This window comes from Mesorhizobium sp. HAY1-8B (assembly GCF_056868045.1).
The window spans coordinates 257,312-280,089 of sequence record NZ_CP200321.1 but is presented as its reverse complement, the minus strand read 5'-3'; the positions used below and the strand labels follow the sequence as shown (position 1 = coordinate 280,089).

Sequence of the window (22,778 nt, the reverse complement as noted above, 5' to 3'; positions counted from 1 at the left end):
TTTCGACTATCGCCGAATTAGTTGCAGCGGGCCGTGTAAATCCGGCCGTGACGGTCGCGATACTGGCAATAGCCGTTGCGCAGGTTGCGAACCAGCAAGCCCGATCCGGCACCGACAGCCGCCCCGATCAGGGCACCCTTGCCGCCGCCCACCAGACCGCCAATGCCAGCACCAATCAAGGTGCCGCCAGCCACGTCCTTCTCGGTCGAGGTGCAGCCGCTGAGAGCGGCAACCGCAACCATCGCAATAATCATCTTCCGCATTGAGTCACTCCTCACTTGTGTCCACACTTTAGTTGGCTCCAGCAGCCATTTAGCTTAGTTGGGTCCAGCAGCCATTTAGCACGAACTGACGGCCTTTGCTGCTCGAATTTATTGTTGGCTAAGATAGTCTTTTTCTGGGCGCGCCGCCGCCGATGCCATCACCACATTGGAAATCGCCAATGATGCATTGAGGCTGCCGTCGGGGCGCACATTCCAGACTATTTGATCGTAGTCATCCTCAAGCGCGGGATCGACCGCGAGGCATTTGGCGACAACATGCTGCGCCTGCCCTTGCACGTCGCCCATCGCGAATGGCCGTTCAGCGGCGCATTCGTCGGCGGTCGCGAAAACACTGACGGGCACCTGCAATTCGTGGCAATCGGCCATTGAGTTCGAACAGCCGATGACCAGCAACAACGCGGCTATGTGTTCCATGACGAGATGTCCTCTCGCCGCAACAACGGCGCACATCGTCAAAAAGTTCCTGTCATGCCACAAGGACAAGCAAATAATGACGGTGTGAAGAACTGAGTTTCCGCACGGCCAGAAGGCTGCCAGCGACAAGCCGGCCTGGGACCTGGGCAAGTTAGCGGCTTCCAGCCGAGAGCGCCGGGGAGGGCGAGCAGGACTTCGGTCAGGTCAACTGGAACAGAGCGGCCAGGAGTATTATCGCGGCCAGCGTCAGGCCGATCCCTTTCATCAAGCCGTGACGTGCATGAGGGCGTGTTTCCGCGGCAGCTTCGGCATCCAGAAATTCGCCCATCGAAATACGGGCGGCCTGTTCCAATCTGTTGATGTCGGCAACCGTCAAAACATTCCTCCCCTACCGTCTGAAGTCCTGCTGCCAACAATGTCCGAAGGCTGGACAGGTTCCGGCGGTGTCTGGGTAAAAAACCATCCGCTTTTATGGTGAACGGCTGGTTAAAGTCGTTGCTTGCCGCAAGCCGCTCACTGCGCCTCGAAATTGCTGTGTGGGACGACGAGGCGGTATTCGAGGCGGCCACCCGTGATGTCGAGCGTCGCGGTTCCGCTCAGGGATGTCGGCACCACCCGCTCCAGCGCGACGCTGCCGAAGCGCTTCTCCGTCCCCCGACCGCCATTGACTCCGATGGCTTCGGCCCATGTCAGCGAGAGTGTAACCTCACCGGTCGCGGCGGTGTTGAGATCGGCGGTTACCTCTACAAATCCATCCGGCCGGGACAGAGCGCCGTAGCTGACCGAGTTTACGGCGAGCTCATGCATTGCGAGGCCGATATGAAGCGCGGCGTTGGGATTGAGGTAAGGGTTAGCACCCCGGAAGCGAAGGCTGTGCGGTGTGTTCGTCCCATAGCGGCCAACCTGGCTCGTCACCAGTTCATGAAGCGCCGCACCGCGCCAGTTCGAGGACGTAACGAGATCCTGTGAGGAGGCAAGGGACTGCAGCCGGCCGCGAAAGCGCGTCAGGAAGTCGCCGATGCCATCTGAATAGCGGCCGGTCTGGCTCGCGATGCTCTGGATGATCGCCAGGAGATTCTTCGAGCGGTGGCTGACCTCGCGCAGCAGCGTTGTCAGTGTCTGTTCGCGCCGCTTCTGCTCGGTCGTCTCGACCATGGTGGTGACGACACCCTGCACGTCACCGGCGTCGCCCCGATCGGCATCGACCCAAACCTGAAACCAGCGGACGCCATTCTCGACCGGAACACTGATTTCAAGGCGCTCCGGATTGCCGGTCGCAACCACATCGCGCTTGGCGGCGCTGATCCGGTCGGCCTGCGCCGTCGGCAGGATGCCGTTGCCGTCGGAATTGTCCGAAGCCCAGGGCGCACGCATGTTGCGAGCCCACACGGTCTTCATGTCGCGATCCTGATAGAGGACGGAAATGCCTGCATTGTGCAGTGCGTGGAGAAGGGCGCGGCCAAGCTGCATGCCACTTTCAGCCGGATGCAAGGCGATGACTTCATCGCTCCGTGCGCCTTCCGTTTTATCTGCAGTCCTGGAGCGCATCGGTCTATCTGTCCACCCAACTCAGGCTGAACGGCTCACTGTCGAATGGGTTCCAAAATGAAATGTCCCGAGAACCTGCCCCTCTAAAGCGGTCCGCCGGACGGTGTCCCTTGGAGGGATACCGCCCGGCGGTGGCTGGAAACCGTTTGAGGGGTGCGGCTTCCAGTGTTCGCTCGGAGAAGCGCTCGCCCTCACGCCCGTTTGAACAGGCCGGCCAGAAGCGAAATGACCAGGAAGGCGAGAAAGATGAAGAACAATATCTGCGCTATACCGGCGGACGTGCCGGCGATGCCGCCGAAACCAAGCGCGCCGGCAATGATTGCCACGACGAGAAATACAAGCGCCCAGTAAAGCATGGTTCATCTCCTTCCGAATGGTGCAGGGAAAACGTGGGTGGATGCGGTTTGTTCCACCATTTGCCGAAAAAGACGATGCTTGCAAACCGTTAGAGGCGGAACCGATAGCGAAATTCAGGAATGACGGTCTCGGCTGCCAAAAGGCCGCCCGACGCATCGCGTCGGACGGCCTCTGATTCTGGAATATTCGTGCTGGAAAACAGCGAACCTATGCGGCGGCCTTTGCCTGGCGGTCGAAGAACAGCGCCTGGCTGATCAGTGCCTTGACCATATCGGGATTGAACGGCTTGGTCACCAGGAAGGCCGGTTCGGGGCGCTCGCCGGTCAAGAGCCGCTCGGGGAAGGCGGTGATGAAGATAACCGGCACCGAGGTTGACGACAGGATCTCGTTGACCGCCTCGATGCCCGAACTGCCGTCGGCGAGCTGGATGTCGGCCAGCACCATCTTCGGCCGCGTCTTGCCGAACATCGTCACCGCCTCGGCATGCGTGCGCGCCGTTCCAACGACACGATGACCGAGGCTCTCGACCATCTCCTCTATGTCCATGGCAATCAGCGGTTCGTCCTCGATGATGAGCACGTCGGTCGCCACCTGGCGGGAAATCTCATTGCTTGCCTGGGCAAGCAGTTCGGAGAATTGCTGGTCGCCGACATCGAGAATCTCGGCCGCCTCGTCCTCGCTGAAGCCTTCGACGGCAACCAGCAGGAAAGCCTGGCGGGGCAGCGGCGCGATCGCATTGAGATTGGCGGCGGCGCGCTGCTCCCACGCCGATTGCGCCTGTTCCTGCGGCACGCGGATGGCGACGGAAGTGAACAGCTTGGCGAAAACCTTGTACAGAGCGATGCGGTCGCTCGATGCCTCGGGGAAGATGTCGATGTCGGCGATGATGGCCTCAAGCATCGCAGCGACCAGCGCGTCGCCGCTCTCTTGCGATCCCGAGACAGCGCGCGAGAAGCGGCGCAGGAACGGCAGATGCGGTGCGATGGTGGCGGATAAACTCATGGTAAAACGTCTCCCTCAGAATGACGTGATTGCCTGGATTTGCAGGTCAAGCTGATTGCAAGCCCCGCTAATACAACGCGGGTTTTGTGAAAAAGTTCCGGCCGATATGGAACGAATAGGCGGGAACGGCGTTTGGTGTCGGGATGGGCAACCAGACGAGGGTGCCGCTCGCCTTGTATTGAGTTGAGTATGAGCGGCCTAACGCTGGGAATATAAGGGCGAAATGAAGGATATGACGAAAGATATTGTGGCTGGCGCCGAGGACAGGCGCCGGAACGGTGTCGGCGACCCTCTGGGGCCGAACTCCGAGATCGGACGCAAACTCAAGCAATATTATGACGAGCTGGTCTCGGATGATGTGCCGGATCGCTTTGCCCAGTTGCTTAGCCAACTGGAACAGACCGAACCCGCACAGAAGAAGGACTGAGGCATGGCCGCGGTCTCCCAAGGCTTCAAGACCGATCTGCTTGGGGCAATCCCGAGCTTGCGGGCCTTTGCCGTGTCGCTGACGCAGAATGCCGACAAGGCTGACGACCTTGTCCAGGAAACGCTGGTCAAGGCCTGGGACAAGCATGAGAGCTTCCAGCCCGGCACGAATCTCAAGGCATGGCTTTTCACGATCCTGCGCAATGAATTCTACTCGCAGATGCGCAAACGCGGCCGCGAGGTTCAGGACAGCGACGGCATCATGACAGCCAGGCTCGCGGTGCATCCCGCCCAGCACGGCCAACTCGACCTCAAGGATTTTCGTGGCGCTCTCGAGCAATTGCCGGAAGACCAGCGCGAGGCCATCATCCTCATCGGCGCATCGGGCTTCTCCTATGAGGAGGCCGCCGAAATCTGCGGTTGCGCGGTCGGAACGATCAAGAGCCGCGTCAGCAGGGCCCGCACGCGCCTGCAGGAAATCCTGAAGATTTCCGGCGAGGACGAATATGGTCCCGATGCGATCTCGGCTCAGGTCACGGGGACCGCGGCGCATTGACGTAAGGTTCCGCGAGCGGATTCGAACGCACTGTATCAATCTCACCCCGCAGAGCCGCGTCCGTAGGCCCGCGCCACCGCTTCGACGAGATCCTCGCCTGAATAGGGTTTGGTGACCAGCCTCACCCCCGGGAAGGACGCCTTGATCTCGTCCGCATCCGAATAACCGGAGGCAAACACGAACGGGACGCCTGTTTCCCGCAAGCCGGCGGCGAATTCGAGCGTCGACGTGCCGCCCAGCATCAGATCGACAATGGCCGCGTCAAACTGCATCGCGACCTTTCCGCCGTCGACCTCGGCCAGGTCTCGGGCTATCACCACCTCCCGCGCACCGTGGTCGCGGCAAAGCTGCTCGACATCCATGGCGATGAGGAATTCGTCCTCCAGGACAAGAATCCGCAATCCGTCAAGCAATGTGGGCATCACAGGTGAAGGCTCCTTGAAACGCCGGGAGTCATGATCGCAATTGGGTGTGTTGTCATTTAAAAAAGACATGCCTTTCAACCCGGAACTCCGGTCCCGGCAAAACGTTTAAGGATACCTGCTGACCGGCAGGCTTTCGAGAGGGGTCGAAATGCCAGGGCAGAACGGGCGTGCTTCATCGAGTCGACAATATCCTTGCGAGAAATGTCCTCTACGGCCATTGCCGGTTTTCCGCGAGTTCGAAAATCAGGAACTGGCCTTCATCAGCAAGTTCAAGAAGGGCGAACTCGCGGTCGACAAGGGCGCCACGGTGCTCGTGGAGGGGAGCCATAGCGCCCATCTCTACACCGTACTGTCCGGCTGGGCGTTCCGCTACAAGCTATTGCCGGACGGCAGACGACAGATCCTCAACTATCTCATGCCCGGCGATCTCATCGGCCTGCAAGGCAGCGTCATGGGCGAGATGCAACATTCCGTCGAGGCCTTGTCGCCGATGCTGCTTTGCGTTTTTGAACGCGACAATCTGCACGAACTCTACCGCAACCATCCGGGCCTCGGCTACGACATCACCTGGATCGCGTCGCGCGAAGAACGCATGCTGGACGAGAACCTGCTCAGCGTCGGCCGCCGCAGCGCGATCGAGCGCGCCGCTTATCTGATTGCCTTCATAGCCAGCCGCGCCAAGGTCGTCGGGCTGAACGGCAAGCAATCCATCCAGATTCCGATCACGCAGCAGCACATCGCCGATACGCTTGGCCTGTCGCTGGTTCACACCAACAAGACGATCCGCAAACTGATGGACCGCAAGCTGATCTTTTGGCGGGATGGCGGTTGCGAGGTGGTCGACACTGAAGGGCTCAAGCAACTCGCCGGCTGGGAAGGGTTGGGCGAGGGGCGTCGCCCACTGATCTGACGACGCGCGCCTCTCCTCATGGTTTGGTGACTGGTGCGTACGCGCGCGTTTTCGGCTAGTTTAGCCCGATGCCGGAACCTTGAGACGCAAGGCGCGTTTGAAATCGAGCAATCACAAGGAGTTAAGCAATGGCAACCGCCGCAGGAAAGACCGCCAACGAAGCGCGGACGAATTCGGACCTCGAAGCCGACATCAAGCAGCTGAAGGCTGATATCGACAAGCTTACCAAGCAGTTGGCCAAGACCGGCGAACACGGCTATGGCACGGCGCGCCGTGCGGCTGCCGAGGGCGTCGAGCAGTTGCGTGCCCAGGGGGAAGCGGCCTTCGACAGCCTGCGCGGCAATGCCAGGGATATCGAAGCACAGATGGTGGCGAGCGTGCGCGAAAAGCCGGTGACGTCGCTGGCGATCGCAGCGGGCGTCGGCTTCCTCTTCGCGCTGCTCGCGCGTCGCTAGATCCGCCCCAGATGGGACTGCTGGCATCCCTGCTTTCGGGTTTCGCCTCGGGTGAGACCGTGGCCGCCATACGCCGCGCGCGCACGGCGGCCATCATCTATGCGCTTGCCGCGTTGGCGGCTTTGTGCGGTCTCGGCTTTCTGGTTGGGGCAGCCTATATCTGGGCCGCGGCCCGCTATGGATCGTTCGCGGCGGCGCTTGGCTTCGGCATCGGCTTCCTGGTGGTCGCCGGCCTCGTTCTTCTCGTCCATCGCTTGATGTCCGGCGCCCGCGCTCGCCGCGAGGCTCGGCGGCGCAACGCCGATATGAAGGCGATCGGCATCACGGCCGCACTTGCCGTGCTGCCGGCCTTGCTCAAGGGAAAGGGTGGCCTCGGCATTATTCTGGGTCCGGCCGTGGCACTCGCCGCCTATGCCATATACCGCGAGAATACGAAGCCCGACGATCCGGATGCAGGGCACGGGACATGACGCCGCCGCTCCGGCCCTGGATCAGATCCGTCACTTGGACAGATCTTCCAGCGGCATCGATATTTCGGCGAAGACGCCCTCGGGCCGGAATTCATGGGTGACTTCGCTTGAAATGACCTTGGCCAGGCTGCGGCGGATGAGAATCGAGCCGAAGCCATGGCGCTGCGGCGGGGCGACTTCAGGGCCGCCGCTTTCGCGCCAGGTCAGCACCAGGCGCCGGTCGCCCTTCCTGCCTTGTGTCTTCCAGTCGAGATCAACCTTGCCCGATGCAACCGACAGGGATCCATATTGCAGCGCATTGCTGGCCAGTTCGTGCAGGATGAGCCCGAGGCCGACGGCCTGATCGGGTGACAGCAAAAGGTCGGCGCCGGAGATGGTGATACGCGGCTGGTCGTCGGTGTCAAAGGGCCTGATCTCGATCTGGACGAGTTCGCGGATGCCGATGCCGCGCCACTCGCGGTCGGACAAGAGATTGTGGGCGATGCCCAATGCCTGAAGCCGGGCGCTGAACGCCTCGAGGAATTCACTCGGCTGGCGGGCATGGCGAACGGTCTGCGTCGCCAGCGCCTGGACGGTCGCCAGCGTGTTCTTGACGCGGTGGTTGAGTTCGCGCAGCAGGAGCCGCTGCCGCTCTTCGCCGAGCTTGCGTTCGGAAATGTCGTAGTTGACGCCGAAGATCAGCGTCGGCTTGCCGTCGCCGTCGCGCTCGATGACGCTGCCGCGCGTGGCCACCCAGCGCGGCGGATGAAAGTCTTTCACCCGGTATTCGCCGAAATAATCGTCGCTGCCGGTCAAGGCGTCTCGAAAGCGGGTTTCGGTCTGATAGACATCGCGCGGATCGATGGCGGTCAGGACGTCGCGTGCCCGCAGCCGGGTCGAACGCGGCAGGTTGAACAATTCCGACAATCGGACATCGCATTCGATGATGTCCGTGCGGACATCCCATGCCCAGCTGGCCAGCGATGCAGCGTCGAGCGCGATGGCACGCCGCTTCTCCTCGCGCGCAAGTGCTGCCTGGGCGATGGCGCCGCTGCGGGTCGCATCCTTCAAGGTAAACAGGCTGGCGGCAAGGCCTGCCAGCGTCTTCAACTGGTCGAGCTTGGCCTGTGACGGAAAGGCATGTGGCTTGCGGTCGAGCACACACAGCGTGCCGATCCTGGCGCCTGCCACGAGCATCGGCGCGCCGGCGTAGAAACGCACATGGTGCCTGCCGGTGACCAGCGGATTGGCCTTGAAGCGCGGATCTGTCGCCGCGTCGGTCACCACCATGGGATCGTCGCCGGCGGCGATGGCGTGGGCACAGAAGGAGATGTCGGTCGAGGTTTCGGTCTCGTCGAGACCAAAGCAGGACTTGAACCATTGCCGATCGACATCGACGAGCGTCACCAGGGCGACAGGCGCCTGCATCACGGATGCGGCAAGGCCGGTGATGCGGTCGAAATCCGGGTCGGCCGCCGTATCCAGCATCTCCAGCCCGTGCAGCACGGCCAGCCGGTCTTCGTCCTCTATCGAGCGCGCGACCTCGGCCGGCAGGCTCGACCCTATTTCCGCCTTGCTATTCACCCCAATCCCCAATGCCCACGCCGGTCTTCGCCGACTTGCCAACCAACCGGCCCGCCACGGGCTCGCTTTCCCGGAACCATCCTAGCAGGGAACCGTTACCCGACCATGTTTTGCCGAGTGCGCCAACAAGCGCAGAACGTAACAAGGATCGGCCATGACCAAGATCATTCCCGAAAACAAGGCGCGACAGGGCCGATGGGGCTGGCACGGCCTGCGCATCCTGATCGCCGCGCTGCTCCTGGCTATCGCTGCCTGGGGCATCGCCGAAATCTATGGTGAGGTGGCCAAGACACCGGCGACGGAGCAGGGAAGTGCGCCGAGCGGCTAGCGCAATTCCAGGAAAAGCTTGAAGCGGCTTTCCGTCCGGAATGGCGTCAGAACAATGCTCTGGATTCTCGGCCGTCATGGTTCGGGACAGCATCAGGCGGCCTTTGCCTCGGCGATGCTGGCGGGCACCAGGACGTTCAACGCACGAGGCTTGATCTCGATGGTCGTTTCACGATCGAGCCGGACGAGTTCGCCATCCATGACGGCGCGGAACCTTCTGCTGCCGGAATGGATTTTCAGGACAGTGCGGTCGGACTGATGGATTTCCACATGTTCATTGTCCCGCCATTTGCCGCGCGCCACGTTGAAGAAGAACTTCACCAGTTCGGCGCGCTGCTGCGCCACGGTGACATAGATGCCGAGCACGCCGCCCGAAGGGTTGTCCGCATAGGGGAGGTGGCCCTCGCCGAACAGGTTGTTGGTGACGCCGATGCCTGTTATGCGCGCCGTCATCTCGGCGTCGCCGATGCCGAGCGTCACGTTCATCGCAGGCGGATTCTTGATCGTCGCCCATGCCGCCTTGGCCGAAGCTCCGATCTTGCCGAGGCGCGACCCAAATTCCATGCCTTGGCGCAGTTGAACCATCTTGGCATGCATGCCGATCGAGAACTGATGGACGAAGGGTTGGCCATTGGCCGTGGCCATGTCGACCGCGATGATCTCGCCGTCGGCGAAGGAGTCCAGCGCGGCATTTAGCGACTGCGGAATGCCGAGACCGCGTGCGAACAGGTTCATGGTGCCGGCCGGCAATATGGCCAGCGCCTTCTTCTTGCCCATCAGCCTGGCGGCCGCGGCTGAAATGGTTCCGTCGCCGCCACCGGCGAGCACGACATCGATGGTGCGGCGCGAGGCGGCGCTGTCGAGGGCTTCCACAACGTCCTTGCCGGCAACGACATCGATGCTGAGAGAATGGCCTGCCGTCTCCAGCGTCTGGCGCATCTTGTCGGAAAGGGCGGCGAGGTCGGTGGTGCGCAACGTGCCGCCGTCCCGGTTCAGCACCGCCGCAAATTTCATGCCCCGCTCCGTTTGTCAGTCAAAACGTGCCGGGGCGAAGCCCAGCCGCAGGCTGCAACGTGGCGGTCCGGGAAAGGTTCCATTGGAGCGGTGCAATTCTGCGCATGTTCTCAAGCCGCCGCGCAACCGCTCGAATCCTGGCCAATTTTGTCGGAACAACAGCATGGTCACGACGTTGTGAACCCGTGGAGATGCCACGCCCGATCTTCCCAGCGACGGTTCAATCGGGCGCGGCGTGCACGAAATGACGCACGAGGAGAGACTAACATGATCCGCACCCTTTTAGCCACGACCGCACTCGCAACGCTGATCGCGACCGGTGCCTTCGCACAGAGCGCGACGACCCCGGCTCCAGCGGACGCACCTGCCGTTCAGGAGCCGGCCGCAGTTGCACCGGTGCCGCGCGCCGAAGGCAGCATCGTCACCAACATCATCGGCGAATCCGTCTATAACGGCACGGGCGACGATGCCGAGAACATCGGCAAGGTCAGCGATGTCGTCTTCGACAAGGATGGCATGGCGAAATCCGTCGTCATCGGCGTCGGCGGCTTTCTGGGCGTAGGCGCGAAAAATGTCGCCTTCGACTACGACAAGCTGCAGTGGGCCGAGAAGAATGGCGACCGCTGGCTGGTTGCCCAGACAACCAAGGAAGAACTGACGGCGCATCCGGAGTTCGACAGCAAGCCCTATGGACCCGCACCAGCGCCAGCCGCTTCCACGGATGCGACAGCTCCCGCGGCGCCCGCCACGACGGATACCGCGCAGAAACCTGTCGACATGAATGCTACCCCGGCCGAGCCGGTGAAGCGCGCCGACGGCAACCTTGCCACCAATATCATTGGTGAGACCGTCTACAACGGTACCGGTGACGACGCGCAGAATATCGGCAGCGTCAACGACATCGTGCTTTCCAAGGAAGGCAAGGCCGAATCCCTGGTTATCGGCGTGGGTGGGTTTCTTGGTCTAGGCGCCAAGAATGTCACCTATGATTTCGGCAAGGCACAGTGGGCCGAGAAGAATGGCGACCGCTGGCTGGTGGCGCAGACGACAAAGGAAGAGCTGCAGGCGCAGCCGGATTTCAACCGCAAGGCTTATGATCCGGCGCCGGCGACGACCGCTTCCAATGAACCCTCGACGACTGCACCGGCCGCGACCACGGCTCCCGCCGCCGCTCCGGCGGACAAGACAGCCGAGGCTCCGGCCGCGACGGCTCCCGACCAGACGCAGACGGCTGCCATCGACAAGTCCACGCTGACCGCGATGCCGGTCGGCGAGATCAGGGCCGACGACCTCAAGGGCACCACGGTCTACGGCGCCAATGATGCCAAGGTCGGCGAGATCGGCGATGTCGTGCTGACGCCGGACAACAAAACCGATGCCGTGATCGTCGACGTCGGCGGCTTCCTCGGCATCGGCGGGAAGGAGGTCGCGGTTGGCCTGGATAATCTCAAATTCATGACCGACAAGGACGGCAAGAAGTATCTCTATACGACCTTCACCAAGGAACAGCTGCAGGCGCAGACTGCCTATGACAAGGGCAGCTATGCCGAGAAGCGTGACCAGCAGCGGATGATTGTGAGGTAGGGCAGTAGGGCAGTAGGGCAGTAGGGCAGTAGGGTCGGCGTCGGTGCCGATGGCCCAAACATACCGCCTTGCTGTCCTATTCCCTTGTTGCCTTGCTCACATGGCCAACCACGCCATTTTCCGTCAATTCCGCCAGCGCCAGTGACTGGTCGAGATGCTCGGCCCGCCAGGCGAGAAGCCGCTCGGCGAATTCCAGGCGAGTGGACAGATGTGCGGGGCTGGTGGCGAGGTTGGTCAGTTCGCCCGGGTCCGCCTCGATATTGAAAAGCAACGGCGGCAGGCCGCCGCCAAAATGCACGTATTTGAATTTCTTGGTCCGGATGACCGCCAGGTTGCACTGGCGTGAGCCAATGCCGAAATGCGCTTCAGCCTCGCCGCCTGCGATCGAGCGGAAGTCGAATTCCCAGTGCGCGGCATCGCGCCAGCTAGCCGGGGTTCCGCCGCTCAGGAATGGTTTCAGCGAACATCCGTCGAGATGCGGTTTGGGCGGCTCGCCAAGCAGGTCCACAAGCGTGGGCAAGATGTCCACCGCTTCGGTGAAGCGATCGATGCTGGTGCCGGCAGCCTTGCGATGTCGCGGGTCGCGAATGATCAGCGGAATGTGGTAGCTGCCGTCGAAATAGCCGCCCTTGCCCAGCATGAAATGATCGCCCATCATTTCGGCGTGGTCCGAGGTGAGAATGATGATGGTATCGTCCCACGCGCCTGAAACCTTGACTGCCTGCCAGATGCGGCCAAGCTGTGCGTCGACCTCCGAAATCATGCCGTAGTAAATCGCCCGGATGCGGCGGAAATCGTCCTCGCTCCAGTCGTGCACCCTGCCTGTCGTGCCGGGACGGAACTTAGCGCGTTTCTGGCGGCCAAGATCATAGGCGAGATAGGGATGGCTCTGCGCTTCAGCCCGCCAACTCTCCGCGCGGTGAAACGCCGGGCCATCGGCCGGATCATATAGCGTGTTGTAGGGCTCCGGGACGATGAAGGGTGGATGCGGGCTGATGAAGGAGAGATGCGCGAACCAGGGCGTGGCCTGCTCCTGCTCGCCGAGCCAGCGGATGAACTCGCCAGCAAGGAAAGCCGTCGGCGTATGGTCTTTGGAATAGATTGGCGGCGTCTCGGTCACCGCGTCGGCGTCGCCTTCCTCGTCCACGGGACGATGGATGTCGGGAGATCCGGCGCTGGCATCGATGCCACGCAGCTTCAGCCAGGACAGCCATTGCTTCTGGTGCTCGGGCAACAGTTGCCGCACCGTGAAGCCAGGCAGGACGCCTTCATAGCTTTTCAGCCTTGGATCGCTTGAAGCCAGCAAGCGAGGATCGAGCGACACGTCGGTGTAACCGAACAGGGTCGGATCGTAGCCGAGGCCGCGCGCGTGCAGTGCGATGTTGCCGTGGCGGGCGTCAAGTGGCGAGCCGTTGCGGCAGACCCGGTTGTTCATCTGGTAGAGGCCGGTGTAAAGGCAGGCACGGGCGGGCGAACAGGGCGCCGCGCCGCCATAGTGACGCTTGAACAATACGCCCTCGGCGGCCAGCGCATCTGCGTTCGGCGTCTTGACCACGGCGTGGCCGGCGGCCGACAGGCAATCACCGCGCCACTGGTCGCAAGTGATCAGGAGAACGTTGGGGCGCCTGGCTTTTCCTGTCACTCGCGATACCTTTCGCTGCATGTTCGACGCCGCTCATGGAAACGATTTCCGGCAACGGCGCAAGGCCGCTTCCGTTGCCTAATTGGTGAACAAATCTCTTTTGATTGTTCACTTTTACAGCACAGTCCATTCTGCGTTTGCCGCCTTTGCCGCAAGTGGTGGTGTCCTCATATTGGCGTGGACAGCGGCGAGGGCCGCACAAACACAAGGGAAGGAGCAAGACAATGCTCGACCAGATCAAGGGCCTCCATCACGTCACCTCCATGGCTGGGGATGCGCGCCGGAACAATGATTTCTTCACCCACAAGCTCGGCCTGCGCCGGGTCAAGAAGACAGTCAATTTCGATGCGCCCGACGTCTACCACCTCTATTATGGAGACGAGGTCGGCACGCCCGGTTCGGTGATGACCTATTTTCCGTTTCCCAACATCGGCAAGGGCCGCCGCGGCGTCGGCGAAGTCGGCACCACGGTCTACTCCGTGCCGCAAGGCACGCTCGCCTATTGGGAAAAGCGCTTCGCCGACGAAGGCGTGGCGGATGTCGCCCGCGAGGAGAGCTTTGGTGAGAAACGGCTCAGATTTGCGGGTCCCGACGGAGACGGTTTCGCGCTCGTCGAGGCCAAGGCAGACAGCCGTGCGCCCTGGGTCAAGGGCGGTATTCCGGCCGACGAAGCGATCCGCGGCTTCCACTCGGTTGCGCTTCGGCTGAAGGATGGCGGCGCCACCGAAGAGCTCTTGAAGTTCATGGGCTACGAGGAGATCGAGAAATCAGCCAATGTCAGGCGGCTGGCCGTGAAGAACGGCAATGGCGCCGATGTCGTCGATATCGAATCGCTGCCGACCGCGGCCTTCGCCGATCTCGGCGCCGGCTCCGTCCACCATGTCGCCTTCGCCGTCGAGAACCGCGCCAAGCAGCTCGAAGTGCGCAAGGCGTTGATGGATACGGGTTATGGGGTGACACCGGTGATCGATCGCGATTACTTCTGGGCGATCTATTTCCGCACGCCGGGTGGCGTGTTGTTCGAAGTCGCCACCAACGAGCCCGGTTTCGACCGCGACGAGGACACCGCGCATCTGGGCGAAGCGCTGAAGCTGCCGACGCAGCATCAGCATCTGCGGCCCTATCTCGAGCAGCATCTGCAGAAGCTGGAAGGCTGAGATCATGAGCAAGGACGCTTACATCCACAAGGTGCTGCCCGGTTCGCCGGGCGGTCCCATGCTTTTCGTCTTCCATGGCACTGGCGGCGACGAGAGCCAGCTTCTGTCGCCGGGGCGCGATCTTGTGCCCCAGGCCACCATCATCTCGCCGCGCGGCGATGTGTCGGAACACGGCGCGGCGCGCTTCTTCCGCCGCACCGGTGAGGGTGTCTACGACATGGACGACCTGGCGCGGGGGACGAGCAAGATGGCTGAATTCGTCAAGGCGCATGTCGAAGCAGCCCATGTCGGGGCGGCCAAGCCGTCGGCGGTGCTGGGCCTCGGCTACTCCAACGGCGCCAACATACTGGCGTCCGTGGTGTTCGCCGAGCCAAGTCTGTTCGACGCCACGGTGCTGATGCATCCGCTGATCCCGTTCGAACCAAAGGTGGAGGGTAGCCTCGCCGGCCGACACATCCTGCTGACCGCCGGCAAGCGCGATCCGATCTGCCCGCCGAACCTGACGACGCGGCTCGAAGCCTATTTGCGTGCCGACGGCGCCGATGTCACAGTGGAGTGGCACGAAGGCGGGCACGAGGTGCGGCCAAATGAAATCGAAGCGGCGCGGCGGCTCTTTGCCGGTGTCGCGCAAGGAGTCTAGAAATGCCCGACCAACTGCCTGAGATCGAACTGGAAGACCGCGGCTCCAAGGGCCGCTATGTCCTGCGCGGCCCCGGTGGCGCCGAGGCCGAGATGACCTTCACCAAGATTGGCGAGCACCAGATCATCATCGACCATACCGAAGTGCCGGACGCGTTTCGCGGCCAGGGTGCCGGACTTCGGCTGGTCACCCGCGCCGTCGAGGATGCGCGCGCGGCGGGCAAGAAGATCATTCCGCTTTGCCCGTTCGCCAACGCCCAGTTCCGCCGCCATCCGGAATGGGCCGACGTGCTGAAGCAGTAGGGAGCGCGGCACTTCGTTGACAGGCGGCAGCGGGTGGATAAAGGGGCAACTCCCGCTGCCGGTCGGCTTTGTCATTTGCCGCGACCGGATATCTTGCCTAGATATGATATCTCGCCGTGCCGACAAACGAACTGAATGATCCCCTGATGACCGAAACAGACCTCGTCCCCGTCTTCGACGGCCACAACGATACGTTGCTGCGCCTTTATCAGTCCAAGAACGCGGACGTCGAAAAGCTGTTCATCGAGGGGAAATCGGGCGGTCATATCGACCTGCCGCGCGCGAAAGCCGGCGGCTTTGCCGGCGGCATGTTCGCGATCTTCCCGCCGCCGGTCGAGAAGGCCAGGCGAAGTGCCGTGCCATTGGCGCCCAGCGACAGCGAGCCGCTGCCGCCGGAGGTGCCGCGCGCCGATGCGCTCAATTCGACGATTGCGATGGCTTCGATCCTGTTCCGGCTGGAAAGGGCCGGGGCGCTTGCCGTCTGCCGCAGTGCCGGCGACGTGCGCAACGCCATGGCGCAAGGTACGATTGCCGCAGTCTTTCACATCGAGGGCGTCGAGGCGATCGATCCCGAACTCACCATGCTCGATGTGCTGCATGCCGCCGGCCTGCGTTCGCTCGGCATCGTCTGGAGCCGTCCAAATGCCTTTGGCCACGGCGTACCGTTCCGCTTTCCGTCCTCGCCGGACACGGGCCCGGGTCTGACCGATGCCGGCAAGGCGCTGGTCAAGGCCTGCAACGAGCTGAAGATCATGATCGATCTTTCGCATCTCAACGAAAAAGGCTTTCGCGATGTCGCCGGGCTCAGCGATGCGCCGCTGGTCGCCACGCACTCCAACGTGCATGCGATATGCGGCCACTCGCGCAATCTGACCGACTGGCAGCTCGGCGCGATCCGCGAGTCCGGCGGCATGGTCGGGCTGAACTTCGCCACCGGATTCCTGCGCGAGGACGGCCGCATGAATGCCGATACCAGCCTCGACATCATGGTACGCCATGTCGATTCCCTGCTGCAGGCGCTGGGCGAGGATGGCGTGGGCCTCGGCTCGGATTTCGACGGTGCCATGGTCCCGGCGGTCATCGGCGACGTCGCCGGCCTGCCGAAGTTGATCGATGCGCTGGCAGCGCGCGGTTTCGGCCGCGCCTTGATCGAAAAGATCGCCTATCGCAACTGGCTAAGCATGCTCGAAAGAACGATAGGTTAGAATTCGAAGCCCATGCGCTTCAGCCAGTCCCTGCCGACGCCGCGATCGCGGATGATCGGCAGCGGATCTTCGGAATCAAGCCGCGCGCAGATGCGGTAGACCTCGAGTGTCTCGGCGCTCATTTCGCCGCGCTTGTAGAAGAACATGGCAGCGGCATAGCGCGTGCGGCCGGACCATTTTTCACCGAGCGGCGTGTTGACCAGGTCCCACTGCTCGGCGGCTTCCCCATCTTCTTGCTGCTTGTCCGCTTCGTCGGCCATGGTCAGAAATCCGCCGGCGGATTGGCGGTGCGGCGGTCGAGTTTTATGAAGGGCCGTGCCACCACCTTGGCCCGCTTCATCAGCTTCTGGTATTGCAGCTCGCGCATGGCGTAGATCTCGACCCAGAGGTCGTCCACCATGGTATCACCATAGGGCCGCGCCAGCGAGGCGATGGCGATGTTGCGCTTGGCCATCGGCGACCACATGGCGGCGCTGACCAGGCCAACCTCCTGGCTTTTCTTGTGGTAGACGATGGCGTGTTCGGCGGGGATGTTGCCTTCGATCTCCAGCCCGACCAGCACATGGCGCAGCCTGCGTTTGGCGCGCGCTTCGAGGATGGCGCGGCGGCCGTTGAAGTGTCCTTTCTCCGGATCGATCATGAAGCCGAGCCCGATCTCGTCGGGCATGCGCAGGCGATCGGCGCGGATGGCATGTTCGGCGGTGGTGAAGTCGGCATTGGCAACGATCAGCCCGGCCTCGAGCCGCGCGCGATTCAGCGCCGTGTAGCCGATGGCACGGATGCCGCGCAGTTCGCCCGCTTTCATCAGCCGGTCCCACAGGCTCAGCGCCTTGTCGGCGGTCACGAACAACTCGTAGCCGAGATCGCCGGTGAAGCCGGTGCGCGAGATGGTGACGGTGCCGCCGTCATGGGCGAATTCGGCGAGGTCGAAGATCTTCAGTCTCTCGACACCGGTGAAGCCGGCATCGCGCAGCACGGCGAAGGAAGTTGGCCCCTGCAGGGCGAGCCCGGCGACGCCCTCGGTTTCTTCCTCGACGGTGACGTCGAATCCAATGGCGCTGTCCAGCAACCAGGGCAGATGCCGCTCCTGCGAACACAGGCGAAAGCGCGTCGGCGACAGGCGAAACAGCGTGCCGTCGTCGAGGACAAAGCCTTCGTCGTCACACCAGGCGGTATAGTGGACACGGCCAGGTCTCAGCTTGGTCACGTCGCGCAAGGTCACGCGGTCGAGGAAGGCCTCGGCATCCGGTCCTTCGATCCGGTATTTGGTCATCGGCGAGATGTCGAACAGCGCCGCCTGGCTGCGGATGGCGAAATATTCCAGCTCCTCGTCCCACAGCGAATGCGGCGCGCGGTAGCCCGCCCAGTTATACCAGTCCTGAGTCCTGGCCAGTGCATCGAGGCGCGGCTGGAACGGGGTGCCGAGGCGCAGCGTGCGGAAATGGCCTTGCGCGGCGATGCGCGCGGAAACAGCCGCGCTGGCGGTCTTTGCAACGGGCTTCTTCCTGGTTGCCTGGGCCATGACCTACCTCTTCATCGCAATGATGCGCCGCGCGGCGTTGAGCCCGGGTGCGCCGGAGACACCGCCACCGGGATGCGAGCCGGCACCGGCCAGGAACAATCCTTCAAGCGGCGTGTCGTAGCCGGACCAACCCGAGACGGGACGCGAGATCAGCATCTGGTCGGCCTGCAATTCGCCGTGGTGCCAATGGCCTCCCGGCATGCGGTAACGCGTGTCGATATCGGCCGGCGTCAGCAACTCGGCATGGACAACGCTCTTGCCGATGCCCGGCGCGTAAGCCTCGAGCTGCGCCATGACTGCCTTGAGGAATTTCGGCTTGCCGGTTTTCCAGCCTTCCTTCAGCGCGTAGGGGGCGTATTGCACCACAGCCGACAGCACACAGGCTCCATCAGGCGCGAGCGACGGATCGGCGAGGCTGGGCAGGGTGATCTCCATCACCGGCTCGGCCGAGAACTCGCCATATTTGGATGGATTGAAGGCGCGTTCGACATGATCGGGCGAAGGCGCGATGACCAGCCTGCCCTTGTGGCCGGCGGCATCGACGCCGGCGAATTGCGGCGGCCGATCGAGCGCCAGATTGAGTTTCGCCGCGTCGCCCTTCATCCGAATGTTCTTCACCTTGCGCACGAAGCCGGTGTCGAGCTCGCGCGGCCCGACAAGGTCGAGGAAGGTTGTCGCTGGATTGATGGCGGAGATGACCGTCCTGGCGCGCAGCTCCTCGCCGGTGTCGAGCGTGACGCCTATGGCGCGGCCTTTCTCGACGATGATCTTTCCAACGGAAGCCGATGTCCGGACGGTGACGCCGGCCATCTCCGCCGCGGCGCGGATGGCGGCGACAACGGCCCCCATGCCGCCTTGCGGCAGCATCTGTGCTCCGGATGCCCCGCCGTTCTCGCCGGCGAGGCGATAGTAGAGGCCGAGCAGCGAGGTCGGCGAGCGCGGGCCGAGATGGCTGCCGAGCGTCGCATCGAAGGCGAGCAGGCCTTTCAGCCGGTCGTCTGCGAGCTGTTCGTCGAGCAGGTCGGCGACGTTCATGAGCAGCACGCGCAGGAAGTCGCGCATGTCTTCCTTGCCGAGCTTTTTCAGCGCCAGCGCGGTCTGGCCGAGTGACGCGGTCTCGAGCAGCGACATGCCGGCGAGATCGGGCGCGCGTCGAGACAGGAACGGCTTCAGGATGCCGGCATAGCGCAGCAGCTGCGCGCGCAATTCCTTCCAGGCCGATTGCTCGGAGGAACTGGTACCGGTCAGCACTTCGCCATAGGCGCCATGCAGGACCAAAGATGGGCCGTCCTTCGACAGTGCCGCCGATGGCAGGAAGTCCGCGCGGGTGATTTTCAGCCCGTGTTTCTCCAGCTCCAGCGTCTTCACCACGTCGGGGTGCAGCCGGTTCAGCACATGGGCGATCGATGAGACGCGAAAGCCCGGCGCGAATTCCTCGGTGCGCGCGGCGCCGCCGGTTTCGCTGCCCGCTTCCAGCAGGAGCACCTTGCGGCCGGCCTTGCCAAGCGTCGCCGCGGCGACGAGACCGTTGTGGCCGCCGCCGATGACAAGCACATCCCATCTTGGTGCATCAAATGACGTCATGGGCCGGGCTCATATGCGAGGTGGATTTGGCGAGATCGCGCAGGATTTCGGCAGCGGCATTGCGGCCGGGCGCGCCCATGACGCCGCCGCCCGGATGGGTGGAGGAGCCGCACATATAGAGACCGCCGACCGGCGAGCGGTATTGCGCGTAGCCCGGCACCGGGCGATTGAACAGAAGCTGGTCGAAGGTCAGTTCGCCCTGGAAAATGTTGCCTTCGGTGAGGCCGACCTCGGCTTCGATCTCGCGCGGCGTGCGCACCTCCATGTGGATGATGCGGTCGCGGAAGCCCGGCGAATACTCTGATATCTGCGCAATCACGCTCTCGGCGAAGCCGTCGCGATCGGCATCGGTCCATTCGCGGCCGTTCACCTTGGGCGGCGCGTATTGCACGAAGCAGCTCATGAAATGCTTGCCCGGCGGCGCCATGGTCGGGTCGAGCATCGTCGGGATCACCATGTCGAGGAAAGGATCGGCCGACCAGCGCCCGGCCTTCCAGTCGTCATAGGCGCGTTCCATGCGTTCCATCGAATCGGTGAAATGCATGTCGCCGCGATAGACCGGCGAATCCTTCGGCAGCGCCGGGAATTCCGGCATCGAATCGAGCGCGATGTTGACCTTGCCTGACGAGCCGCGGATCTTGAAGTTCCTGACCCGGCGCAGGAAAATGTCGGGCAGTTCCTTCTCCTCGACAAGCTTCAGGAAGGTGCGCTTCACGTCGGCATTGGAGACGACGAGCTTGCCGTAGATCTCCTCGCCGCCAGCCAGCACCACGCCCTTGGCTTTGCCGCGTTGGACCAGCACATGGTCGACCTCGGCGCCGGTGCGGATGGTGCCGCCCGAGGCCTTGAACGACGCGGCCAGCGCCTTGGTGACCGCGCCCATGCCGCCGCGCGCATAGCCCCAGGCGCCGACCGAGCCGTCGACCTCGCCCATATAGTGATGCAAGAGCACGTAGGCTGTGCCGGGCGACATCGGCCCGAGCGCGGTGCCGATGATGCCGGACAGAGCGAAGTTGGCCTTGATGACATCGGTCTCGAAATACTCGTCGAGGAATTCCGAGATCGACATGGTCCAGAAGCGTAGCGTCAGCGCCATTTCTTCCGCCGACAGGCCGGCAAACTTCCTGCCGAGATAGAGCAACTCGCCGAGGTCGCGCGGCTTGAGGCTGGTCGGGTCGGGCGCGGTGCGCATCAAGAGCGGCTGAATGAAACGGCACTGCCGTGTCACGTCGCGGGCGTAGCGGTCATAGGCTTCGGCGTCTCGCTTCGAGAAGCGGGCGAATTCGCGCCGGTGCGCATCATGGTCGCGGTAGTTGGCGAGGTAGTCGCCGTCGCGGGTGAACACCGCGCCGCCCTCATAGGAGATGACCTGCAGGCCGAAGCGCGGCAGTTCGAGGTCACGCATGATTTCGGGACGGAACAGCGAGCAGACATAGGAGCAGTTGGAATAGAGGAAACCGGGTGTCAGCTCGCGGCTGGTGGCGGCACCGCCGACCCAGTCGTTCTTCTCCACCACCAGCACGTCGAGCCCGGCGCGCTGCAGATAGCAGGCGTTGACCAGGCCGTTGTGTCCGCCGCCGATAACGATCGCGTCCCAAGCTTTCATTGTGGCCAGTCTCTTTGTTTCTGCGCAATTCCCAAGGCGTGCGCTGTGCGGTTTCCCGGGAAAACGCTCATACTTTTCCTGGAAATGCCCAGTGCGACCCGCTGTTCATTTTTGCGTGATCTATTCCCGAATATGCGGAATTTGGCATGGCATCGGCCATTCTGTCCAGCCATTCTGAATGAATGTTCAACAAATGATGTTGCGTTTTCTCGGGCATGCGCTAGGCTTTGCCGGCGTTCGAACTGGGCAATCATCGATTGGGGATCGAGGGCTGATGATCGAAACGGCAGACGCCGAGCCGGAGTATGACGACACCGCGATCCGCTTCCTCGAGGCGCTGTGGGGCGAGGGATATCTGTCGCCGGGCGGTCCCGATGAGGTCGACCGGGTGGTCGAAGGGCTTTCGCTCAAGGGCAAGACGGTCCTCGATATCGGCTGCGGCTCCGGCGGCATCACCTTGCATCTGATCGAGCGCCACGGCGCCGCCCATGCCACCGGCTTCGATGTCGAACAGCCGGTGATCGAAGCGGCCAGACAGCGAGCCGCGACGCGTGGCTTCGCAAATCGCGCCAGCTTCGTTCAATCGCCTCCTGGACCGCTGCCTTTTGCCGATCGCTCCTTCGATGTCGTCTTCTCCAAGGATGCGCTGCTGCATGTGCCCGACAAGGACGCCTTGTTCGCCGAAATCTTCCGCGTGCTGAAACCGGGTGGCGTCTTTGCCGCTTCCAACTGGATGATTTCGCATGACGGCGAACCGTCACCCGAGATGAAGGCCTATGTCGCCGCCGAAGGGCTGTCCTTCGCCATGGCCTCGCCGGCGCGCTATGCGCAGGCGATGCGTGGCGCCGGCTTTGGCGACATCACCGTGCGCGACCGCAACCCCTGGTACCGCGAGGTCGCGCGCGGGGAACTCGCACGGCTCAAGGGACCGCTCTACCTCCAGGCCGCGGCCGCGGTCGGCGCGGCCTATGTCGACAAGAACATCAGGACCTGGGAGGCAATGCAGAAGGTGCTTGACAGTGGCGAGCACCGCCCCACTCATCTGCGCGGTTGGAAGCCGGTTGGGTAGCCGGCAATGCTGGAGACCGTCACATCCATGAAGACTTCCGAGGCCAGGGACGTTCTCGCCGAAACGACGCGAAAGAGCGACGCCGAAAAGCGCGGCCGCAAGGCTTCGAAGGAGGTCCGTCAATTGCAGCTGATCGAGGCAACGATCGATTCGCTGGCCAGGCGCGGCTACGCCGAGACGACGATGGCCGATGTCGCCGATGGCGCCGGCCTCTCGCGTGGCATCGTCAACTTCCATTTCGAGAGCAAGGAAAAGCTGCTGATCGCGACGCTGCAGCATATGTATGACGAGTACTCTGCGCATTGGCGCGCCGCGCTGCAGAAGGCAGGCGACGATCCGGCACGGCAGCTGCAGCAACTGGTGTGGGCCGACTTCGATCGCTCGATTTGCAACAAGCGCAAGCTCGCCGCCTGGCTGGCCTTTTGGGGCGAGGCCAAGTCGCGGCCCACCTATCAGGCGCTGAGCAGTTCGCGCGATAATTATTACCAGCAGGTCTTCATCGATCTCTGCACGGCGCTCAAGCAGAGCGGCGCGTATGCCTATGAGCCCCAGGTGATGGCGCTGGCGCTGTCGGCCATGCTGGAAGGGCTGTGGCTGCGGCTGATGATGGGCACCGAGGACACAACGCGCGAAACAGCCTTGCAGGCGGCCAATGCTTTTTTGGCCGCTGCCTTCCCGAAGCATTACGGTTAGCAACAGCCGGCCGCCAAGACCGG

General features: G+C 62.9%; 27 protein-coding genes. 13 read left to right on the top strand and 14 right to left on the bottom strand.

The window, feature by feature from the left end; all coding sequences use genetic code 11:
- Positions 1 to 17: 17 nt before the first annotated feature.
- From AC1VON_RS01370 to AC1VON_RS01345, 6 genes are all read right to left on the bottom strand, one after another.
- Positions 18 to 263, bottom strand: coding sequence for a YMGG-like glycine zipper-containing protein (locus tag AC1VON_RS01370; protein ID WP_056575798.1), 246 nt, complete (start codon positions 261 to 263; stop codon positions 18 to 20).
- Positions 264 to 371: 108 nt separating this feature from the next.
- Positions 372 to 698: a hypothetical protein gene (locus AC1VON_RS01365; protein ID WP_483120120.1), complete on the bottom strand. Its 327-nt coding sequence runs from the start codon at positions 696 to 698 to the stop codon at positions 372 to 374.
- A 199-nt stretch (positions 699 to 897) separates the two neighbouring features.
- A complete protein-coding gene (locus tag AC1VON_RS01360; protein WP_172348244.1) occupies positions 898 to 1,074 on the bottom strand; it encodes a hypothetical protein in 177 nt (58 codons plus the stop codon).
- 137 nt (positions 1,075 to 1,211) lie between these two features.
- On the bottom strand, positions 1,212 to 2,246 hold the full coding sequence (locus AC1VON_RS01355) for a sensor histidine kinase (protein WP_483120118.1): 1,035 nt from the start codon (positions 2,244 to 2,246) through the stop codon (positions 1,212 to 1,214).
- Positions 2,247 to 2,437: 191 nt separating this feature from the next.
- Positions 2,438 to 2,602, bottom strand: coding sequence for a DUF1328 domain-containing protein (locus AC1VON_RS01350; protein WP_027031438.1), 165 nt, complete (start codon positions 2,600 to 2,602; stop codon positions 2,438 to 2,440).
- Between the two features lie 208 nt (positions 2,603 to 2,810).
- Positions 2,811 to 3,605, bottom strand: a complete 795-nt coding sequence (locus AC1VON_RS01345) for a response regulator (RefSeq protein ID WP_027059087.1) — start codon at positions 3,603 to 3,605, stop codon at positions 2,811 to 2,813.
- A gap of 223 nt (positions 3,606 to 3,828) precedes the next feature.
- On the opposite strand from AC1VON_RS01345, the gene AC1VON_RS01340 reads away from it, so the two are divergent.
- Together AC1VON_RS01340 and AC1VON_RS01335 are read left to right on the top strand one after the other, a co-directional pair.
- Entirely contained in the window at positions 3,829 to 4,032 is a 204-nt protein-coding gene (locus tag AC1VON_RS01340; RefSeq protein WP_172348246.1) for a NepR family anti-sigma factor, read from the top strand.
- 3 nt (positions 4,033 to 4,035) lie between these two features.
- Positions 4,036 to 4,587, top strand: a complete 552-nt coding sequence (locus AC1VON_RS01335) for an RNA polymerase sigma factor (RefSeq protein ID WP_010911883.1) — start codon at positions 4,036 to 4,038, stop codon at positions 4,585 to 4,587.
- Between the two features lie 41 nt (positions 4,588 to 4,628).
- On the opposite strand, the gene AC1VON_RS01330 is transcribed toward AC1VON_RS01335, so the two are convergent.
- Positions 4,629 to 5,081: a response regulator gene (locus AC1VON_RS01330; RefSeq protein WP_140772841.1), complete on the bottom strand. Its 453-nt coding sequence runs from the start codon at positions 5,079 to 5,081 to the stop codon at positions 4,629 to 4,631.
- 79 nt (positions 5,082 to 5,160) lie between these two features.
- On the opposite strand from AC1VON_RS01330, the gene AC1VON_RS01325 reads away from it, so the two are divergent.
- The 3 genes from AC1VON_RS01325 (at position 5,161) to AC1VON_RS01315 (ending at position 6,847) form a co-directional block, all read left to right on the top strand.
- The gene (locus AC1VON_RS01325; RefSeq protein WP_172348247.1) at positions 5,161 to 5,922 is read left to right on the top strand and encodes a Crp/Fnr family transcriptional regulator; all 762 of its coding nucleotides are present in this window, start codon (positions 5,161 to 5,163) and stop codon (positions 5,920 to 5,922) included.
- A gap of 128 nt (positions 5,923 to 6,050) precedes the next feature.
- Complete coding sequence (locus AC1VON_RS01320; protein WP_140772693.1) at positions 6,051 to 6,377, top strand: ElaB/YgaM/YqjD family protein; 327 nt, start codon at positions 6,051 to 6,053, stop codon at positions 6,375 to 6,377.
- Positions 6,378 to 6,388: 11 nt separating this feature from the next.
- The gene (locus AC1VON_RS01315) at positions 6,389 to 6,847 is read left to right on the top strand and encodes a hypothetical protein (protein ID WP_172348248.1); all 459 of its coding nucleotides are present in this window, start codon (positions 6,389 to 6,391) and stop codon (positions 6,845 to 6,847) included.
- Positions 6,848 to 6,877: 30 nt separating this feature from the next.
- Here AC1VON_RS01315 and AC1VON_RS01310 read toward each other — a convergent pair whose 3' ends face one another.
- Positions 6,878 to 8,410 (bottom strand): sensor histidine kinase, encoded by a 1,533-nt coding sequence (locus AC1VON_RS01310; protein ID WP_483120112.1) that lies wholly within the window; start codon positions 8,408 to 8,410, stop codon positions 6,878 to 6,880.
- A 154-nt stretch (positions 8,411 to 8,564) separates the two neighbouring features.
- Between AC1VON_RS01310 and AC1VON_RS01305 the strand changes: the two genes are divergently transcribed.
- Entirely contained in the window at positions 8,565 to 8,738 is a 174-nt protein-coding gene (locus AC1VON_RS01305) for a hypothetical protein (protein WP_483120110.1), read from the top strand.
- Between the two features lie 92 nt (positions 8,739 to 8,830).
- On the opposite strand, the gene AC1VON_RS01300 is transcribed toward AC1VON_RS01305, so the two are convergent.
- Entirely contained in the window at positions 8,831 to 9,751 is a 921-nt protein-coding gene (locus AC1VON_RS01300) for a diacylglycerol/lipid kinase family protein (protein ID WP_483120108.1), read from the bottom strand.
- Positions 9,752 to 10,018: 267 nt separating this feature from the next.
- Between AC1VON_RS01300 and AC1VON_RS01295 the strand changes: the two genes are divergently transcribed.
- Positions 10,019 to 11,335: a PRC-barrel domain-containing protein gene (locus AC1VON_RS01295; protein WP_483120106.1), complete on the top strand. Its 1,317-nt coding sequence runs from the start codon at positions 10,019 to 10,021 to the stop codon at positions 11,333 to 11,335.
- A gap of 76 nt (positions 11,336 to 11,411) precedes the next feature.
- Here the strand turns inward: AC1VON_RS01295 and AC1VON_RS01290 are convergent, their stop codons facing one another.
- A complete protein-coding gene (locus AC1VON_RS01290; protein ID WP_483120104.1) occupies positions 11,412 to 12,977 on the bottom strand; it encodes an alkaline phosphatase family protein in 1,566 nt (521 codons plus the stop codon).
- 224 nt (positions 12,978 to 13,201) lie between these two features.
- Here AC1VON_RS01290 and AC1VON_RS01285 point away from each other — a divergent pair, with 224 nt between their 5' ends.
- The 4 genes from AC1VON_RS01285 (at position 13,202) to AC1VON_RS01270 (ending at position 16,281) form a co-directional block, all read left to right on the top strand.
- A complete protein-coding gene (locus AC1VON_RS01285) occupies positions 13,202 to 14,134 on the top strand; it encodes a VOC family protein (RefSeq protein ID WP_483120102.1) in 933 nt (310 codons plus the stop codon).
- Positions 14,135 to 14,138: 4 nt separating this feature from the next.
- Positions 14,139 to 14,774 (top strand): alpha/beta hydrolase, encoded by a 636-nt coding sequence (locus tag AC1VON_RS01280; RefSeq protein WP_483120100.1) that lies wholly within the window; start codon positions 14,139 to 14,141, stop codon positions 14,772 to 14,774.
- Positions 14,775 to 14,776: 2 nt separating this feature from the next.
- Positions 14,777 to 15,076 (top strand): GNAT family N-acetyltransferase, encoded by a 300-nt coding sequence (locus tag AC1VON_RS01275; RefSeq protein ID WP_140772677.1) that lies wholly within the window; start codon positions 14,777 to 14,779, stop codon positions 15,074 to 15,076.
- A 146-nt stretch (positions 15,077 to 15,222) separates the two neighbouring features.
- Positions 15,223 to 16,281 (top strand): dipeptidase, encoded by a 1,059-nt coding sequence (locus AC1VON_RS01270; protein ID WP_483120098.1) that lies wholly within the window; start codon positions 15,223 to 15,225, stop codon positions 16,279 to 16,281.
- On the opposite strand, the gene AC1VON_RS01265 is transcribed toward AC1VON_RS01270, so the two are convergent.
- Genes AC1VON_RS01265 through AC1VON_RS01250 form a run of 4 tightly spaced genes read right to left on the bottom strand, consistent with a single transcriptional unit; the run spans position 16,278 to position 20,993 of the window.
- Positions 16,278 to 16,541: a hypothetical protein gene (locus tag AC1VON_RS01265; protein ID WP_483120096.1), complete on the bottom strand. Its 264-nt coding sequence runs from the start codon at positions 16,539 to 16,541 to the stop codon at positions 16,278 to 16,280. The two genes, AC1VON_RS01270 and AC1VON_RS01265, sit on opposite strands and share 4 nt — an antisense overlap.
- A gap of 2 nt (positions 16,542 to 16,543) precedes the next feature.
- A complete protein-coding gene (locus AC1VON_RS01260; RefSeq protein ID WP_483120094.1) occupies positions 16,544 to 17,803 on the bottom strand; it encodes an aminomethyl transferase family protein in 1,260 nt (419 codons plus the stop codon).
- 3 nt (positions 17,804 to 17,806) lie between these two features.
- Positions 17,807 to 19,387 (bottom strand): phytoene desaturase family protein, encoded by a 1,581-nt coding sequence (locus AC1VON_RS01255; protein ID WP_483120093.1) that lies wholly within the window; start codon positions 19,385 to 19,387, stop codon positions 17,807 to 17,809.
- On the bottom strand, positions 19,374 to 20,993 hold the full coding sequence (locus AC1VON_RS01250; RefSeq protein WP_483120092.1) for a phytoene desaturase family protein: 1,620 nt from the start codon (positions 20,991 to 20,993) through the stop codon (positions 19,374 to 19,376). The genes AC1VON_RS01255 and AC1VON_RS01250 overlap by 14 nt, the downstream gene beginning before the upstream one ends.
- A 274-nt stretch (positions 20,994 to 21,267) precedes the next feature.
- On the opposite strand from AC1VON_RS01250, the gene AC1VON_RS01245 reads away from it, so the two are divergent.
- Both AC1VON_RS01245 and betI read left to right on the top strand, forming a co-directional pair.
- The gene (locus AC1VON_RS01245) at positions 21,268 to 22,062 is read left to right on the top strand and encodes a class I SAM-dependent methyltransferase (protein WP_483120091.1); all 795 of its coding nucleotides are present in this window, start codon (positions 21,268 to 21,270) and stop codon (positions 22,060 to 22,062) included.
- Positions 22,063 to 22,068: 6 nt separating this feature from the next.
- Positions 22,069 to 22,755, top strand: coding sequence for a transcriptional regulator BetI (betI, locus tag AC1VON_RS01240; protein ID WP_056575858.1), 687 nt, complete (start codon positions 22,069 to 22,071; stop codon positions 22,753 to 22,755).
- The last annotated feature ends 23 nt before the right edge of the window (positions 22,756 to 22,778 follow it).

Bases quoted from the DNA above. Each gene is read 5' to 3' on its own strand.
- AC1VON_RS01330 (WP_140772841.1), bottom strand. From the start codon at position 5,081: ATGTCTTTTTTAAATGACAACACACCCAATTGCGATCATGACTCCCGG.
- AC1VON_RS01280 (WP_483120100.1), top strand. From the start codon at position 14,139: ATGAGCAAGGACGCTTACATCCACAAGGTGCTGCCCGGTTCGCCGGGC.
- AC1VON_RS01335 (WP_010911883.1), top strand. From the start codon at position 4,036: ATGGCCGCGGTCTCCCAAGGCTTCAAGACCGATCTGCTTGGGGCAATC.
- AC1VON_RS01275 (WP_140772677.1), top strand. From the start codon at position 14,777: ATGCCCGACCAACTGCCTGAGATCGAACTGGAAGACCGCGGCTCCAAG.
- betI (WP_056575858.1), top strand. From the start codon at position 22,069: ATGCTGGAGACCGTCACATCCATGAAGACTTCCGAGGCCAGGGACGTT.
- AC1VON_RS01315 (WP_172348248.1), top strand. From the start codon at position 6,389: ATGGGACTGCTGGCATCCCTGCTTTCGGGTTTCGCCTCGGGTGAGACC.
- AC1VON_RS01255 (WP_483120093.1), bottom strand. From the start codon at position 19,387: ATGACGTCATTTGATGCACCAAGATGGGATGTGCTTGTCATCGGCGGC.
- AC1VON_RS01260 (WP_483120094.1), bottom strand. From the start codon at position 17,803: ATGGCCCAGGCAACCAGGAAGAAGCCCGTTGCAAAGACCGCCAGCGCG.
- AC1VON_RS01250 (WP_483120092.1), bottom strand. From the start codon at position 20,993: ATGAAAGCTTGGGACGCGATCGTTATCGGCGGCGGACACAACGGCCTG.
- AC1VON_RS01305 (WP_483120110.1), top strand. From the start codon at position 8,565: ATGACCAAGATCATTCCCGAAAACAAGGCGCGACAGGGCCGATGGGGC.
- AC1VON_RS01245 (WP_483120091.1), top strand. From the start codon at position 21,268: ATGATCGAAACGGCAGACGCCGAGCCGGAGTATGACGACACCGCGATC.
- AC1VON_RS01370 (WP_056575798.1), bottom strand. From the start codon at position 263: ATGCGGAAGATGATTATTGCGATGGTTGCGGTTGCCGCTCTCAGCGGC.
- AC1VON_RS01355 (WP_483120118.1), bottom strand. From the start codon at position 2,246: ATGCGCTCCAGGACTGCAGATAAAACGGAAGGCGCACGGAGCGATGAA.
- AC1VON_RS01325 (WP_172348247.1), top strand. From the start codon at position 5,161: ATGCCAGGGCAGAACGGGCGTGCTTCATCGAGTCGACAATATCCTTGC.
- AC1VON_RS01295 (WP_483120106.1), top strand. From the start codon at position 10,019: ATGATCCGCACCCTTTTAGCCACGACCGCACTCGCAACGCTGATCGCG.
- AC1VON_RS01365 (WP_483120120.1), bottom strand. From the start codon at position 698: ATGGAACACATAGCCGCGTTGTTGCTGGTCATCGGCTGTTCGAACTCA.
- AC1VON_RS01345 (WP_027059087.1), bottom strand. From the start codon at position 3,605: ATGAGTTTATCCGCCACCATCGCACCGCATCTGCCGTTCCTGCGCCGC.
- AC1VON_RS01340 (WP_172348246.1), top strand. From the start codon at position 3,829: ATGAAGGATATGACGAAAGATATTGTGGCTGGCGCCGAGGACAGGCGC.
- AC1VON_RS01320 (WP_140772693.1), top strand. From the start codon at position 6,051: ATGGCAACCGCCGCAGGAAAGACCGCCAACGAAGCGCGGACGAATTCG.
- AC1VON_RS01285 (WP_483120102.1), top strand. From the start codon at position 13,202: ATGCTCGACCAGATCAAGGGCCTCCATCACGTCACCTCCATGGCTGGG.
- AC1VON_RS01270 (WP_483120098.1), top strand. From the start codon at position 15,223: ATGACCGAAACAGACCTCGTCCCCGTCTTCGACGGCCACAACGATACG.
- AC1VON_RS01300 (WP_483120108.1), bottom strand. From the start codon at position 9,751: ATGAAATTTGCGGCGGTGCTGAACCGGGACGGCGGCACGTTGCGCACC.
- AC1VON_RS01350 (WP_027031438.1), bottom strand. From the start codon at position 2,602: ATGCTTTACTGGGCGCTTGTATTTCTCGTCGTGGCAATCATTGCCGGC.
- AC1VON_RS01265 (WP_483120096.1), bottom strand. From the start codon at position 16,541: ATGGCCGACGAAGCGGACAAGCAGCAAGAAGATGGGGAAGCCGCCGAG.